The sequence below is a fragment of the Bradyrhizobium sp. cir1 genome (assembly GCF_014198245.1).
Lineage (GTDB): Bacteria > Pseudomonadota > Alphaproteobacteria > Rhizobiales > Xanthobacteraceae > Bradyrhizobium.
Map to the genome: position 1 here is coordinate 292,079 of NZ_JACIHE010000005.1, position 13,596 is coordinate 305,674.

15 protein-coding genes are annotated in these 13,596 nt (G+C 62.3%); 9 read left to right on the plus strand and 6 right to left on the minus strand.

The window, feature by feature from the left end; all coding sequences use genetic code 11:
• Positions 1-131 precede the first annotated feature (131 nt).
• Positions 132-329, minus strand: coding sequence for a hypothetical protein (locus GGD63_RS14105; protein ID WP_183242868.1), 198 nt, complete (start codon positions 327-329; stop codon positions 132-134).
• 562 nt (positions 330-891) lie between these two features.
• On the opposite strand from GGD63_RS14105, the gene GGD63_RS14110 reads away from it, so the two are divergent.
• Positions 892-1,194, plus strand: a complete 303-nt coding sequence (locus tag GGD63_RS14110) for a hypothetical protein (RefSeq protein ID WP_183242870.1) — start codon at positions 892-894, stop codon at positions 1,192-1,194.
• 160 nt (positions 1,195-1,354) lie between these two features.
• On the opposite strand, the gene GGD63_RS14115 is transcribed toward GGD63_RS14110, so the two are convergent.
• Positions 1,355-1,579 (minus strand): DUF2093 domain-containing protein, encoded by a 225-nt coding sequence (locus GGD63_RS14115; RefSeq protein WP_183242872.1) that lies wholly within the window; start codon positions 1,577-1,579, stop codon positions 1,355-1,357.
• A gap of 188 nt (positions 1,580-1,767) precedes the next feature.
• Between GGD63_RS14115 and GGD63_RS14120 the strand changes: the two genes are divergently transcribed.
• Both GGD63_RS14120 and GGD63_RS14125 read left to right on the plus strand, forming a co-directional pair.
• Positions 1,768-2,592, plus strand: a complete 825-nt coding sequence (locus tag GGD63_RS14120) for a dienelactone hydrolase family protein (RefSeq protein WP_183242874.1) — start codon at positions 1,768-1,770, stop codon at positions 2,590-2,592.
• Between the two features lie 205 nt (positions 2,593-2,797).
• Entirely contained in the window at positions 2,798-2,947 is a 150-nt protein-coding gene (locus GGD63_RS14125; protein WP_183242876.1) for a hypothetical protein, read from the plus strand.
• Positions 2,948-3,404: 457 nt separating this feature from the next.
• On the opposite strand, the gene xseA is transcribed toward GGD63_RS14125, so the two are convergent.
• Entirely contained in the window at positions 3,405-5,027 is a 1,623-nt protein-coding gene (gene xseA, locus GGD63_RS14130) for an exodeoxyribonuclease VII large subunit (RefSeq protein ID WP_183243085.1), read from the minus strand.
• Positions 5,028-5,164: 137 nt separating this feature from the next.
• Between xseA and GGD63_RS14135 the strand changes: the two genes are divergently transcribed.
• The 3 genes from GGD63_RS14135 to GGD63_RS14145 are packed head-to-tail and all read left to right on the plus strand — an operon-like array spanning position 5,165 to position 7,025.
• Complete coding sequence (locus tag GGD63_RS14135; RefSeq protein ID WP_183242878.1) at positions 5,165-6,175, plus strand: alpha/beta hydrolase; 1,011 nt, start codon at positions 5,165-5,167, stop codon at positions 6,173-6,175.
• A complete protein-coding gene (locus GGD63_RS14140) occupies positions 6,172-6,723 on the plus strand; it encodes a hypothetical protein (protein ID WP_183242880.1) in 552 nt (183 codons plus the stop codon). The genes GGD63_RS14135 and GGD63_RS14140 overlap by 4 nt, the downstream gene beginning before the upstream one ends.
• Positions 6,724-6,725: 2 nt before the next feature.
• Positions 6,726-7,025, plus strand: a complete 300-nt coding sequence (locus GGD63_RS14145; RefSeq protein WP_183242882.1) for a transcriptional regulator — start codon at positions 6,726-6,728, stop codon at positions 7,023-7,025.
• 359 nt (positions 7,026-7,384) lie between these two features.
• Here the strand turns inward: GGD63_RS14145 and GGD63_RS14150 are convergent, their stop codons facing one another.
• Complete coding sequence (locus GGD63_RS14150; RefSeq protein ID WP_183242884.1) at positions 7,385-7,669, minus strand: hypothetical protein; 285 nt, start codon at positions 7,667-7,669, stop codon at positions 7,385-7,387.
• 901 nt (positions 7,670-8,570) lie between these two features.
• On the opposite strand from GGD63_RS14150, the gene GGD63_RS14155 reads away from it, so the two are divergent.
• Positions 8,571-8,999, plus strand: a complete 429-nt coding sequence (locus tag GGD63_RS14155; RefSeq protein ID WP_183242886.1) for a hypothetical protein — start codon at positions 8,571-8,573, stop codon at positions 8,997-8,999.
• 115 nt (positions 9,000-9,114) lie between these two features.
• Here the strand turns inward: GGD63_RS14155 and GGD63_RS14160 are convergent, their stop codons facing one another.
• Together GGD63_RS14160 and GGD63_RS14165 are read right to left on the minus strand one after the other, a co-directional pair.
• Positions 9,115-9,732 carry a hypothetical protein gene (locus GGD63_RS14160; protein WP_183242888.1) on the minus strand — a complete coding sequence of 206 codons (618 nt, stop codon included), beginning with the start codon at positions 9,730-9,732 and terminating at the stop codon, positions 9,115-9,117.
• A gap of 328 nt (positions 9,733-10,060) precedes the next feature.
• Entirely contained in the window at positions 10,061-10,852 is a 792-nt protein-coding gene (locus tag GGD63_RS14165) for an NYN domain-containing protein (protein WP_183242890.1), read from the minus strand.
• 296 nt (positions 10,853-11,148) lie between these two features.
• On the opposite strand from GGD63_RS14165, the gene purD reads away from it, so the two are divergent.
• Together purD and GGD63_RS14175 are read left to right on the plus strand one after the other, a co-directional pair.
• On the plus strand, positions 11,149-12,432 hold the full coding sequence (gene purD, locus GGD63_RS14170) for a phosphoribosylamine--glycine ligase (protein ID WP_183242892.1): 1,284 nt from the start codon (positions 11,149-11,151) through the stop codon (positions 12,430-12,432).
• Between the two features lie 206 nt (positions 12,433-12,638).
• On the plus strand, positions 12,639-13,541 hold the full coding sequence (locus GGD63_RS14175; RefSeq protein WP_183242894.1) for an alpha/beta fold hydrolase: 903 nt from the start codon (positions 12,639-12,641) through the stop codon (positions 13,539-13,541).
• Positions 13,542-13,596: the final 55 nt, after the last annotated feature.

Sequence of the window (13,596 nt, forward strand, 5' to 3'; positions counted from 1 at the left end):
CGATAGTGGTCAGGCGCGAGACGCAGGTCACCATGACAGTATAGCATTCGGGCGCGTTCATCGCTGCCTCCCGAATTGTTACCGATCGCTTGGTCACTGCCGCACGGGAGAGATTGCCGGTCTTGGCCGCTTCAACTCGGCGCGCCGCGGCCGGTCTTGCGGTCTGCCGCCGACCTCTCGTCGTCACTCTGATCCGAAAGAAGATAGTCCGCTTCGAGTGCTTCAAAGCGTTCAGCTGCGATCAGAAGCTGTTTGCGCATTTCGGCGAGGCGGGCGCGGCAATATTCGCGATAGAGCAAGTCCAGTATGATGGGCATGATCACCCCCATCGATTGACTTTGAATTTACAGATATTCCACCGCGGATTTTCGAGGTGATCGTAGCCCGTCAGATGGCTCGTCGATATGAGCCCGTTCACAGACTGCGCCAATTCCAAAGCTCAACGGCCGTTTGGTTGACTTGATTGTCTGTGCGATAAAAAGAACAGGGCCAATTACCTAACATGCAGTTTAGCAGCACTCTGTTTCAGCAAGACTTCGTCAAACAACTTAAGGGCGCCGGACCGCGACGAAAAATCCAACCACAGAGCGAAATGGCTTACCTCGGAGTGCAAGCACGATTCGATGCAACGCGGATCGGCACGACGAGGATCATTTCGCGGTGGGGCGTGCAGTTCAGCAGGTCCCGTAGGGTGGGTTAGCCTTGCGACCGCGCGAAGCGCGGTTGCCGGGCGTAACCCACCAACTTCGCCCCGCATTCGCTGATGCACGGTGGGTTACGCCAGCGAACTGCGCTTCGCGCAGCCGCGAGCTAACCCACCCTACAGCACCTGCCATTCAGCCGGCATTCATCGCAAAACTTCTATCCGTTCCAGACGATCAGGAGAATTCGATGAAACTGCCGTCCGCCGCCATCGTCGCCAGCCTTGTGTGTCTGATTGTTGCGCCCGTATTTGCGCAGACGGCGGCGCCGTCTGCCGCTCCCACCACCGTGCCGGTTCCCGCGACCAAGCGCGTCACCTGTCTCGCTACGACGGCAAGCCTGAATGGCCAGGACAAGCGCGACCAGCTGCAGCTGTGCATGGCACAGGCGCGGGTCGATTGCCTGAAGCAGGCGATCGATCAGAAGGTCGTCGGGGAGCCCAGGAAGAGCTTTATCAAGACGTGCGTAGGCGGAGATGCCACGGAGCAATGAACAAACGCGATGCCGTGGGGTGGGCAAAGCGACTTGTCCGCCGAAGCTCGGAGAGCGAAGGCGGAAGCGTGCCCACGTTGCTCGTCGCGGTCCTGGAAAGATGGTGGGCACGGCGCTTTGCGCCTTTGCCCACCCTACGAGAGTTACGAGAGCCGAAGGATCACGACTGCTTCAGCGCGCCCGGAAAGTGCCGCTGCAGCACCGCGGCGGGCGTGGCGTAGGCTTCCTGCAGATCCACGCTCCAGTACTTCAATTCGTCGAGCGGGATTCGCGTGTCGGTGATGGCGCAGCGCACGAAGGTCCCCGGCGAGATCACGCGGAAATCGCCGTCGAGATATTGCACCTGCGCTTCGCCATGGCCGGAAGAGCCGAACTTGTTCAGCAAGGTCGAAAGTCTCCGTGGAAGGCCCCTGAGGGCACGATGTGTTGGACGGGATGTAGCATAGATAGGGTGGCTTGTCCGCCCGTTAAACCCACCGGTTTGTGATGTTTTGGCGCCGTTTCCGCGTGATAGTGCTCCAGGCGAAGGATTGTCCCGGCGTTCGCGGCCGGCACCTGATACGGCAGAGTCCGATGCGCCTTCGACTGACCGCCCTGTTCCTGATCCTCCTGATACCGGCGGCGCACGCTGCGCCGGTGCCGCAGCAGGTCGACATCCCGCTGTCGTCCGGCGTTCTCCATGCTCAGCTCTACAAGCCCGAGGGCGAGGGCCCGTTTCCGACCGTGATCGCGCTGCATGGCTGCGGCGGCCTCGGCGGCCATTCCGATCCCGTGCTGCCGCGCTATCGCGACTGGGCCGAGCGGCTGCTCAAGGCCGGCAATGCCGTGCTGCTGCCGGACAGCTACGGCTCGCGCGAGCTCGGGCCGCAATGCCGGATCAAGGAGAGTCACGTCAAGGCGCGGCGCGAGCGCGTTGCCGACATCGCGGCCTCGCGCGCCTGGCTGGTGAAGCAGGCCTGGGTGGCGCGCGACCGCATCAACCTGATCGGCTGGGCCAACGGTGCCAGCGCACTGCTCTGGGCGGTGCGTCCGCAGGGCGCGTCGCGCGATCCGGGACCGGATTTCCGTGCCGCGATCGCGTTCTATCCGGATTGCCGGATCTCGGCGGGCTTAGGGTGGAGCGCGCGGGTGCCGACCCTGGTGCTGATCGGCGGCAATGACGACGTGTCGTCGCCGCCGGCCTGCCGCCAGATGGTGGACGGCGCGCATGGCCGCAGCGCGCTCGCGCGCATCGTGGTCTATCCCGGCGCCTATCACGATTTCGATCGTGCCAACACGCCGCTGCACACGCTCGCCGGCAGCAGCGATGCGGCCGCACCGGAGCACGGCCACCTCGGCACGGATGCCGAGGCACGCGCGGAGTCGCAGAAGGAAGTCGCGCAATGGCTGGCGCGGTGAGGCGGACGAGCGGGCCTGCCGCGCCGTAGCTCGGTAGAGCGAAGGCGGGGCCGCCCCGAGGAACAACATCACGCGGACAGCCCCGCATCGACCACCGCCCTGCACGGAAAATGGCCGACCGTGAATCTACGGGCCGCGCCTTGCCGCGGTTTCAGCACATGGCCGCGCCATCATTCGACCACGATGTCGATTAAACGCATCTCACATGCGCAACCGCATCACGCTCTTCACCTCCGCCCTGATCGTCTTCACCGTCGCGATCTTCCTGTACGAAGCCCACGCCGGCGCCCCCATGCTCGCGCCGGAACATTGCGGCTTCTGGACCACGATCGACGCGGGATTGTCCTGCCGGTGAGGCTTACCTTGCCAGTCCCGTCACCCTGAGGTGCTCGCCTCTTCGGCGAGCCTCGAAGGGCGACGGCCCGGCTGCATCCCGGCCGTAAATCCTTCGAGGCTCACCTTGCGATGCGCTTGCATCGCAAGCCTCGCACCTCAGGATGACGGAGCTGAGTGGGTCACGCGCTGCTTCCGCACGTCATTGCGAGCGCAGCGACTTGTCCGCCGAAGCCTTGGCGAAGGCGGAAGCAATCCAGAATCTCTCCTCAGAGGGACTCTGGATTGCTTCGTCGCAAGAGCTCCTCGCAATGACGAATTTGTGGCCACGCGCGTCCCACACACTCACTGTCATCGCCCGGCTTGACCGGGCGATCCAGTACTCCGAGACGCCAGTGATTTATCGAGAAGCTGCGGCGTACTGGATTCCCCGCCTGCGCGGGGAATGACACCGAGGGTGGAGCGCTCGCTCGTCGCACTCAGAACAAGCTGCCCTGATCCACCGGCTTGGCCACGCGCTTCGGCGCCGGCTTTGTCTCCTGCGCGGCCGGCTTCGGTTGCGGCGGCGCGCGCTTTGCCGCTGGCGCAGGGCGATCCGCATCCGTGGTCGCGCCGACGCGGCCATCGGCGAATTCGATCTCGACACGTGCGCCGGGACCGATCGCGTCCGCGGCATGCAACGGATGGCCGGCTTCATCGCGCACCAGGGCAAAGCCGCGCGCGAGCACGCTGCGATAGGACAGGGCAGACAGCAGCTTGCCGCTGTTCTCGACGCGCGCCTCTAACCGCTGCAGCAGCGTGACGAGCGCGCGGCCGGCGCGCTCGGCGAGGCGATGGGTGCGCTCGCGCTGGCGGGCAATCGCGTTGCGCTGCGCCTGCGCATTCGAAAGTTTTGAGGCGCGCAGGCGAACCTCCAGCCCTGCAAAGCGGTCGCGCCGCTGTCGCAGTAGCGATCGCGCGGACAGGCCAAGCCGCTCGCCGCACACGGTGAGGCGATGATCGGCCTGCGCGATCTGGCCGTGCAGCACGCGCAGCGTCAGTTTTGAACTGGCGGCGGTGAACCTGCGGAAATGCGCATGCGTGTTGGCCTTGAGGCAGCGGGGCAGGGAGGCTCCGGCCGAATCCAGCCGCTGCCGCGGGATCGCGAGCAGATCGCCGGCCGCCGGCAACGCACGCGCGGCGGCACGCAGCTCGCTGCGGCGGCTCTCCTGGGCGCGCTGCCAATAGGCGCGCGTCCGGCGCCCGAGATCGGCGACCTCGACGAACAATTCGCTGCGCACGGGGACGGCCATTTCGGCCGCCGCCGTCGGCGTCGGCGCGCGCTTGTCGGCGACGAAATCGATCAGCGTGATGTCGGTCTCGTGGCCCACTGCCGAGATCAGCGGGATCATGCTCTCGGCGGCTGCCCGCACCACGATCTCCTCGTTGAACGACCAGAGGTCCTCCAGCGAGCCGCCGCCGCGCGCGACGATCAGCACGTCGGGGCGCGGAATCTTGCCGCCCTCCGGCAGCGCGTTGAAGCCGCGGATCGCGGCCGCGACCTGCTCGGCCGAACCTTCGCCCTGCACCTTGACCGGCCACACCAGCACGCGGCGGGGAAAGCGGTCCTCGAGCCGGTGCAGGATGTCGCGGATGACGGCGCCGGTCGGCGAGGTCACGACGCCGATCACCTCCGGCAGCCAGGGCAGCAGCTGCTTGCGCGCCTCGTCGAACAGGCCCTCGGCCGCGAGCTTCTTCTTGCGCTCCTCCATCAGCGCCATCAGCGCGCCGATGCCTGCCGGCTCCAGCGCCTCGATCACGATCTGGTATTTCGACGAACCCGGATAGGTCGTCAGCTTGCCGGTGGCGATGACCTCGAGCCCCTCCTGGGGCTTGAAGCGCATGCGGCCGTGCACGCCCTTCCAGATCACCGCCTCGATCTTGGCGCTCTCGTCCTTGAGCGCGAAATAGCAATGGCCGGAGGAGTGGGGCCCGCGAAAGCCCGAGATCTCGCCGCGGACCCGGACATGGCCAAAGGCATCCTCGACTGTCCGCTTCAGGGACAGCGAGAGCTCGGAGACGGTAAATTCGGGCGCGTTGAGCAGTGGTTCCGCAGGCGGCATCGGCAAACGATTCGGCATTTTGGGGTCAGACCCGACGTTAAGGATTTTCGCCGCGCGGCGCCAATCCGGGGATTGAACGAAAGAGTACTCTGTAATATAGAGTACTCTATCATTGGTAAGTTCAACGGGGTCGGCCCATGGCGATGCAGTTGCTGCGAGGCGCTCTGGGCTTGCTGAAATGGGGTCTGTGCGCTGTCGGCGCTGTGGCGCTGCTGCTGACGGCCCTGATCGCGACACCGCTCGAGCGGCCCGCCGAGATGCGCTCGGTCTCGGACTCCGCCAAGGGCATCGATTGGTCCACGCTGCCGCCACTCGAGCGCTTCCAGGCCCGCGACGGCACCTGGCTCGGCTTCCGCCACTATGTGCCGAAGGGCACGGCCACGGACCGTGGCGCCATCTTCATCCATGGCTCCTCGGCGTCCTCCGCCACGGTCAACCACGCGCTGACGGCGGCGCTCGCCGCGCGCGGCGTCGAGACCTGGGCGCTCGACATCCGCGGCCACGGCGCCTCCGGCACGCGCGGCGATATCGGTTATGTCGGCCAGCTCGAGGACGATCTCGTCGACTTCGTCGCTCATGTCCGCAAAAGCGCGCCCGATCTGCCGCTGACCCTGATCGGCCATTCCGCCGGCGCCGGCTTCTCGCTGCGGGTCGCCGCGACGCCGATCATGCAGGACCTGTTCGTCCGCACCGTGCTGGTGGCGCCCTATCTCGGCTACGACGCACCGACCAACAAGCCGAATTCCGGCGGCTGGGCCAATCCCGACCTGCCGCGCCTTTTCGCTCTCGCCGCGCTACGCAAGCTCGGCATCGACTGCTGCTCGCAGCTTCCGGTGCTCGCCTTCGCGGTGCCGACGAACTCCGAGCGCATATTGGTGCCGACCTATTCCGACCGCCTGATGCGCAACTTTGCCACGCGTGGCTATCGTCTTGATCTGCCGGGCGTGACGCATGCGATGACGATCTTCGGCGCCGCCGAGGACGAAATGATGATCTCGGACAAATACGCCGAGGCGGTGCAGGCGGTGAAGCCGTCGGTGGACGTCAAGGTGATCGACGGCATCAACCACATGGGCATGGTCACCAACCCGAAGGCGGTCAATGCGATCGCCGAGGACGTGGCGACGCGCGGGGCGGGGCAGTCATGATCGACAGCAAGCAGGCCACCGACGCGCTGGCGGACATCGAAGATACCGTCCGCCGCGTGCGGCAGTCGCTGATCTACCGGTTCACCAGCACCATCATGTTAATGTGGGGTGCCCTGGTTTTCGCCGGAGACATCCTGAGTTGGCTCAGGCCGGGCTACGGCCTCTATATCTGGATCGGCGTCTACGTCCTCGCGACCGCCGGGCTGTTCGCCCTCAGTGCCTACAATCATGCGCAATCCCGCATCCGCACCTTCGATCGACGCTATCTCCTGTCGTTTCTGTTCATCGTTGCGTTCGGCATCTTCTGCTGTGTCTTCGGCCAATTCACGCCTCGCCAGCAGACGACGTTCTGGCCGGTCTACGTCATGCTGTTCTACATGATGGCAGGCGTATGGTTCGGCACGGCCTTCATCGTGATTGGAGCAGCAATCATCGCACTGACGCTGATCGGATATGTCTACATTCCCGGGATGCCGTTCCTGCTGTGGATGGCGGTCGTCAACGGCGGCGGCCTGTTCGTCGGCGGCCTCTGGATGCGGCGGAGCTAGAGATGGCCGAGCTCGACGATGTCATCCACCAGCCGCTGCGATTGAAGATCATGGCGGCGCTCAACGCGCTGCCGCAATCGGCTGGGCTGGAATTTTCGCGGCTGAAGAAGCTGACCGGCGCCACCGACGGTAATCTCGGCGCCCATATCGAGACCCTCGCCAAGGCCGGCTACGTCTCGGTGGAGAAAGCCTTCGTCGGCAAGAAGCCGCAGACCACGGTGACTGCCACCGCGGCGGGCCGAGGGGCGTTTGCAAGGCATGTGGCGACATTGCAAGAGATTATTGCGGGGAAGCAATTTTAGCGCTGCGCCGTCATGTCAACGCGCGCCTCGTCATTCCGGGGCGTCGCGAAGCGACGAGCCCGGAATCCATTCATCCACCGACGCTGTGGCCCGATGGATTCCGGGCCCGCGCTTTGCGCGCCCCGGAATGACGCGGAGGGGAGACACCAGCCCCTCAGTCGAAAGCGCCTTGGCGCAAAACAACCCCGCGGTAACACATCGTGACAACCGCACTGTCATTGCAATTACCGTGTCTCAGTTCAGGGTGCAGTCCAGCACTGTCACCGTAATCCGAGGGGCCCGGCCGCTAAGTAGGCGCGGCTATTGCACCGTAGGGCAATGCCCGGCGGCACCCAGCAATGCGTACACGCGCGGGGCTGCTAAGACATCAACAGCGACCGCCACCACCGCGTCAGCGCGATGGCCCTGTCCCAGAGGTCGTCGGGACACCGACCTTCCCGGTCGAGAGTCTGGCCGATCGCGCAGATGCTCAGCCAAGCATCGGCTTGGGCATTCTCGATAGCGATCGTCCGGGACCCGTTGTTGCCGGTGGTGTTGGAGAGGTGCCGCACAATAGCCAAGGCGCGCTCGCGTGCCTCGGTCCGAGCGCGCGGCAGTTCGCTTAGCGCAAGATCAGCCTTCACGACATCGTCGTCGATAGACATGGAAGTTGGCTCCTTTTGTTGCGGAGCGACTTCATAGACTGGCGGTGTTTCGAGGAGGGCATCCGAGCCGAGCCGTGGAAACGTCCAACAGCCGCGAAGTCGCGGTGTCAAAGTTCCCTCGAATGCTCACCGGAGCGCCCGGGCTGGTTCGGGGTTTAGTCTTGCACGTCGTGGTCTTGGAGCGCCCAGCCACTAAATGCGTACAACGGGAATCAATATAGCGGCGCACAAGGCCGACCGCCAGTACGTCCCGCGCCGCGAGACGGCACAACTTATGCCAAATAGCGCTCGGCAATCCCGGGTCGGTTCAAGTAGTCGTCGCGGTGCATCCTGACGTAACTCTAGATCGAGCCATGAGGTGATGTGATGAGGGGACATCACGAATGTATTACAACTTATAATTGTCTAATCCTGGCGTGACCGTAGGCACTCAATCTCTAACCTGGAACCGCCAAATCGTTTTTATATTGATAGTGAGACGGCAGGAAATACGGCTCAAACGCCACCAGAAGTTAACTCCGTTTACCTATTCCGTAGGGACTCAGGGCTACAAAATTAGCTCCGGGAAACGCCTCTTTATGGGAAAAAGCTAATGATTTTAATCGCTTGGGGGCATTGAAGCTTCGGTTAGCGAATTCTTGATAGTCGCTTCGTATGTTTACGAAGATTAATGCGGCTAAGTCCATACAGCCCCGTCCTGCGGAAGTAGGTAGGCCATGACGACCAGCGAAACTGAAATTATCGTACAGGCGCTCACATCCCTAGGGCTGGGTGGGGCAGTCCTTTTGGTTGTAGCCTTGCGGTTGCCCGAGCTGACGCGGGAAGTGCTGCGATTCATCCGGGACATAATCAACGATCTGCGTAAGCCGCCGAAGCCTCCCAGGAGCAGGACGAAAACGTCGTGAAGATCGCGGGGCAAAAGGGCATGATCAATACGACTAAGAAGATCTCGGCGCTGCGCCAAATATTGGCGGCCCTCGAGCATTTCGAGAAGAAAGACTACGAGTGCGCGATCACGCTTGCCGCTGCCGGTGAGGGGCAGTGCAAAGAGAAAACGACGACGCACCTATTCCGACTCATCCGCGCCAAGTTTAGTGCTGACGAAACTAATGCCGTCATCAATTGGCTCAAGCATTCGTCAGGACCGGACGGCGCTGAGATCACTGAGCTGGAAGTTGTCACTACACTCATACGCGCGATCCAGAAATTCGTCGGCACGTACGAGGAGGCGCATCAGAAGTTCAAGGACTTCAGCGCCTGGTGCATGGCCAAGGGCTACACCAACAAGCATTTCATCGAGCAGGCGGACCCCAAGGCTTCAAAGACTTGAGGTTCGGAGCAAACGTTTCAGGGGTGGATTGCGGCGACAGGGCACCAAACTATGTCAACTGATGCCGTGGATTTAGAGCTTAGTGCACTATCACCGTAATACCAGACAAACCAGATCACCCCGCCTCGGTCGGTTTCTGCCTCGGAGGCAGCCTGATGGTATGTTTAGCCCTGTCGTCTTCGAGTCGCCGGTTCATCCACCGGCTTGTCGTGAACGCCTCAAAGAACTGGTCCTTCGGTATGCTCCTGATCTCCGCGAGACGATTTTCCGGGATGCCATCAACGTACGTTTTACGGCCAGCCTCCGTCAGTTGGTCGGGGTGGTGGAAATAGCGCCAAAACATAAAGGCAGCTTCCTCGTCAGAACTTGGCTCTTTAATCGTAGCCAATCCCAGTATGGCAAAAAGTATGAAGGCCTCGGACGCAACGGGATCATACTCAATCGCCCCATCTGGATCGCGGTCGGCATGTTTGAAAAAGTTCGCAGGCGACCTGATGAGCTTGTTGAACTCCGCGCGGTGCTCGTCTTTGATCAGATCGCTATCGAACAATAGATCGCGACGGTATTTGTCTCTGTGAATGCTGATGAAGTGGATTACCTCATAGGCAGCAAAAGCCAGTGTGTGAATGGAGACCGCATCTCCAGAGCGAAACCAGAGACGTATCGCGGTCGCTAACTGGCGGCGTGCGGCATCCAGTTTGGTAATGATCATCGGCGCATTACTTGTGGTCACGCAAACAGCTCCGCGTCCGCCGGTGTGAACTCGCGTAGGTGCCGCTCTCGTGGCTCAGTTTCATAGATGGATGCCACGTCGGTAGCTCTCAGTTTGAATGCAAACGTTTGGCCATAAGTCGGTACAAGGTCGCGTCGCAATCCCCACAGCTCGTAGGATGGGTTGAGCCATGCGAAACCCATCGCTTTCGCATTTCCGCTCTCCGTCTTCGCGGCTATCATCCGAAAGCAAGTACGATGAGTCGCGGTGGCGCCTGGCCGGCCAACTTTACGGAAGCTTCGAGAGGCGCGCTTGATGGGTCCGCAATGGCTCAACCCATCCTTCGGGCTTAAGCCACAGTATCTGGCACAGCGAAGCCAAAAACATCGAAAGCAAAATGCTTTAGAATGGTGAGATCGGTGTGCGTCCAATAGGTGCAATAGCCTGGGTTTGGGTTCGGCGCTGCGAAAACATAGGTCCGATCCTGACATTCAAACAACTTTGACTCTCCGTCATCGCTGTTCGATGCATGAAGTACTCGTCCGATGTCGCCGCGGGAAGGCTCGCCGCTGCCGGACGGAATGGAAAACAAAGCCTTACTGACAGGTTTTAAGGCGGGATAGATCGACTGGATGTCTAGCTGGCGTCGCTGATCAGCCGCGGCAATTAGTTGCTTGTTCGTCTTATGCGGCGGAAACCACAGCGTTACCGACATTCCTTCCAGCACCAATGCATCCAGTAACGGTTTAAAATCTAAATCGCCAGTCAGCAGGGTCGCGTGTTGCATGTTGCGCCGAAACGAATGTGTCAGCATATCGACTGCTATCATAACGTCGACTTTCTTCTGCTCCTGTTTACGAGCAGATGGGCTCTTTCGAGTGTCGCCCTCGTAGACATGGAAGCGATCAAGGGATCCTAGTTGATCATGAAATGAAATCGCCGCGTCCCGCCTAATGCTGAAATCCTCGTCTGTTTCGCCACTGCGTTTCGCGGGGAGAGCGTCATAGTAGAAGACTTTATCGTAACCACCGGTCAAGCGATCGTAATCTACACGCAGAACCTGGCCCGGAGCATATCGCTTTCCGATCTCCTCGATGGTCGTCCTGAGACATGCACCATCAATGAACAGATACTTTGTCACGGGCTGAATCGCCTTTCGCTGAGAACTTGAAGCGCCTAAACGGCCAAAATTCATACTGTGCGCTCACGAATAGGTTTGCGCCCGAGAGCAAAGCACGGCACGGGCCATGGCTCGGCGCTGGCCGCGCCGGTACGATCAAAATATTACTCTATTTCGCTTGTTGATTCCCTCAAAAGATAAGGGGGAAAAGAACTTCCGCACCCTGTAATGGCCGCGAGTTCGGCGTCTAGCCCCTTGAGCCCCACCCCGATTCGTGCGACCTCCGCCCCAGCAAAACCCCTCATTTCGAGCCCTTGATGCACATTCTCCTGCTCGGTTCCGGCGGCCGCGAACATGCTCTGGCATGGAAAATCGCGGCCTCCCCCCTGGTCACGAAATTCTGGTGCGCGCCCGGCAATGCCGGCATCGCGCGCGAGGCGGAGTGCGTGGCGCTCGACATCGCCGACCATGCCGCCGTGATCGACTTCTGCAAGAAGAATGCAGTCGAGCTCGTCGTGGTCGGCCCGGAAACGCCGCTGGCGGCCGGCATCGTCGACGATCTCGCCGCCGCCGGCATCAAGGCGTTCGGGCCGAGCAGGATCCCGGCCCAGCTCGAAAGCTCCAAGGGGTTCACCAAAGCGCTGTGCACCGAGTTCGGCATTCCGACCGGCGCCTACAAGCGCTTCACCAACCCCGATGACGCGCGCGCCTATGTCCAGAGCCAGGGCGCGCCGATCGTCGTGAAGGCCGACGGCCTCGCCGCCGGCAAGGGCGTCGTCGTCGCCAAGACCGTGCGCGAGGCGGAAGACGCCATCGCCATGATGTTCGAGGGCGCCTTTGGCGAGGCCGGCGCTGAAGTTGTGATCGAGGAGTTCTTGCCGGGCCGCGAGATCAGCTTCTTCGCGCTGTGCGACGGCGAGACCGCGATCCCGCTGGCGTCCGCGCAGGACCACAAGCGCGTGTTCGACCACGACGTCGGCCCGAACACCGGCGGCATGGGCGCCTATTCTCCGACGCCGCTGGTCACGCCCGCGATCCACGACGCGATCATGGCCAAGATCATCCTGCCGACGGTATCAGGCATGAAGCAGCGCGGCACGCCGTTCCGCGGTATCCTTTACGCCGGCATCATGCTGACGACGCAGGGTCCAAAGCTGTTCGAGTTCAACGTCCGTTTCGGCGATCCCGAGTGCCAGGTGCTGATGCTGCGCATGATGTCGGACATCGTGCCGGCGTTCCTCGCCGCCTGCGACGGGCAGCTGAAGAATTTCGACCTGCGCTGGCACCCGGAGTCCGCGCTCACCGTGGTGATGGCGGCGAAAGGCTATCCGGGCGACTACCAGAAGGGCACGCGCATCGAGGGGCTTGATGACGCTGCCAGGGTCGACACCGTCGAGATCTTCCACGCCGGCACGGTGGCGAAGGATGGCGCCATCCTCGCCAATGGCGGCCGCGTGCTCAATGTCTGCGCGCTGGGCAAGACCGTGACCGAGGCGCAGGCGCGCGCCTACCAGGCCGTCGACCGCATCAACTGGCCGGAAGGCTTCTGCCGCCGCGACATCGGCTGGCAGGCGGTGGAGGCGGAGAAGGCCAAGAACTAGCTCGTCATTCCGGACGGCGCGTGAAACGCGCCGATCCGGAATCTCGAGGTTTTGGCGCCTTCGCGCCGCCACACCGACATTCCAGAAATACGTAATCGGCTGTTGGGCTTGGCAGCCCCGCTGATAATACCGCTACTGTGCATGGGGTTGTTTTCGACATTTTTTGTTGGGGCCTCTCGCGACTGACCAGATAAGGATGCAGAAAGATGTCCGATCTCGCCGACCTCTATCCGGGCTTCTCCTCGGAATGGATCAACACCTCCTTCGGCCGCATCTTCGCCCGCGTCGGTGGCGAGGGGCCGCCGCTGCTGCTGCTGCATGGCTTCTCCGAGACCCATGTGATGTGGCACCGCGTGGCACCTGAGCTTGCCGACAAGTTCACGCTAATCATCGCCGACCTGCCGGGCTATGGCTGGTCCGACATGCCCGAGAGCGATGCGCTGCACATGCCCTACAGCAAGCGCGCGATGGCCAAGGCCATGGTCGAGGCGATGGAGCGGCTCGGCCACGTGCACTTCGCGCTCGCCGGCCACGACCGCGGCGGCCGTGTGTCGTATCGGTTGGCGCTCGACCATCCAGGCCGGCTGTCGAAACTCGCCGTGCTCGATATCCTGCCGACCTATAATTACTGGGAGCGGATGAACCGCGCCTACGCGCTGAAGATCTATCACTGGACCTTCCTCGCCCAGCCCGCGCCGCTGCCGGAGACGCTGATCTCCGGCAATGGCGAGTTCTTCCTGCGCTTCAAGATGGCGAGCCAGACCAAATCGAAGACGCTCGATGCCATCGACAAGCGCGCGCTCGAACACTACATCGCCCCGTTCCGCGATCCCGCCCGCGTGCACGCGATGTGCGAGGATTACCGCGCCGGCGCCTATTTCGACTACGACCTCGACAAGGCCGATTTCGAGGCCGGCAAGAAGATCACGGTGCCGATGCTGGCGCTGTGGGGCAATGCCGGCGTGGCCCAGGCCGCCGCGACGCCGCTCGACACGTGGAAGCAATGGGCGACCAACGTGGACGGCATGCCCGTGGATTCGGGGCACTTCCTGACCGAGGAGAATCCTGACGTCACCGCGAAGGCGCTGCGCGAGTTCTTCTTGGCTTGAGGCCGCTACGCGCCAAACATTCAACTGTCATCGCCCGGCTCGACCGGGCGATCCA

What these genes read in the sequence shown, in the direction of transcription:
- GGD63_RS14150 (WP_183242884.1), bottom strand. Translation starts at nt 7,669, where the DNA reads ATGTCTATCGACGACGATGTCGTGAAGGCTGATCTTGCGCTAAGCGAA.
- GGD63_RS14140 (WP_183242880.1), top strand. Translation starts at nt 6,172, where the DNA reads ATGATCGACAGCAAGCAGGCCACCGACGCGCTGGCGGACATCGAAGAT.
- xseA (WP_183243085.1), bottom strand. Translation starts at nt 5,027, where the DNA reads ATGCCGCCTGCGGAACCACTGCTCAACGCGCCCGAATTTACCGTCTCC.
- GGD63_RS14175 (WP_183242894.1), top strand. Translation starts at nt 12,639, where the DNA reads ATGTCCGATCTCGCCGACCTCTATCCGGGCTTCTCCTCGGAATGGATC.
- GGD63_RS14120 (WP_183242874.1), top strand. Translation starts at nt 1,768, where the DNA reads ATGCGCCTTCGACTGACCGCCCTGTTCCTGATCCTCCTGATACCGGCG.
- GGD63_RS14110 (WP_183242870.1), top strand. Translation starts at nt 892, where the DNA reads ATGAAACTGCCGTCCGCCGCCATCGTCGCCAGCCTTGTGTGTCTGATT.
- GGD63_RS14125 (WP_183242876.1), top strand. Translation starts at nt 2,798, where the DNA reads ATGCGCAACCGCATCACGCTCTTCACCTCCGCCCTGATCGTCTTCACC.
- GGD63_RS14105 (WP_183242868.1), bottom strand. Translation starts at nt 329, where the DNA reads ATGGGGGTGATCATGCCCATCATACTGGACTTGCTCTATCGCGAATAT.
- GGD63_RS14145 (WP_183242882.1), top strand. Translation starts at nt 6,726, where the DNA reads ATGGCCGAGCTCGACGATGTCATCCACCAGCCGCTGCGATTGAAGATC.
- GGD63_RS14135 (WP_183242878.1), top strand. Translation starts at nt 5,165, where the DNA reads ATGGCGATGCAGTTGCTGCGAGGCGCTCTGGGCTTGCTGAAATGGGGT.
- purD (WP_183242892.1), top strand. Translation starts at nt 11,149, where the DNA reads ATGCACATTCTCCTGCTCGGTTCCGGCGGCCGCGAACATGCTCTGGCA.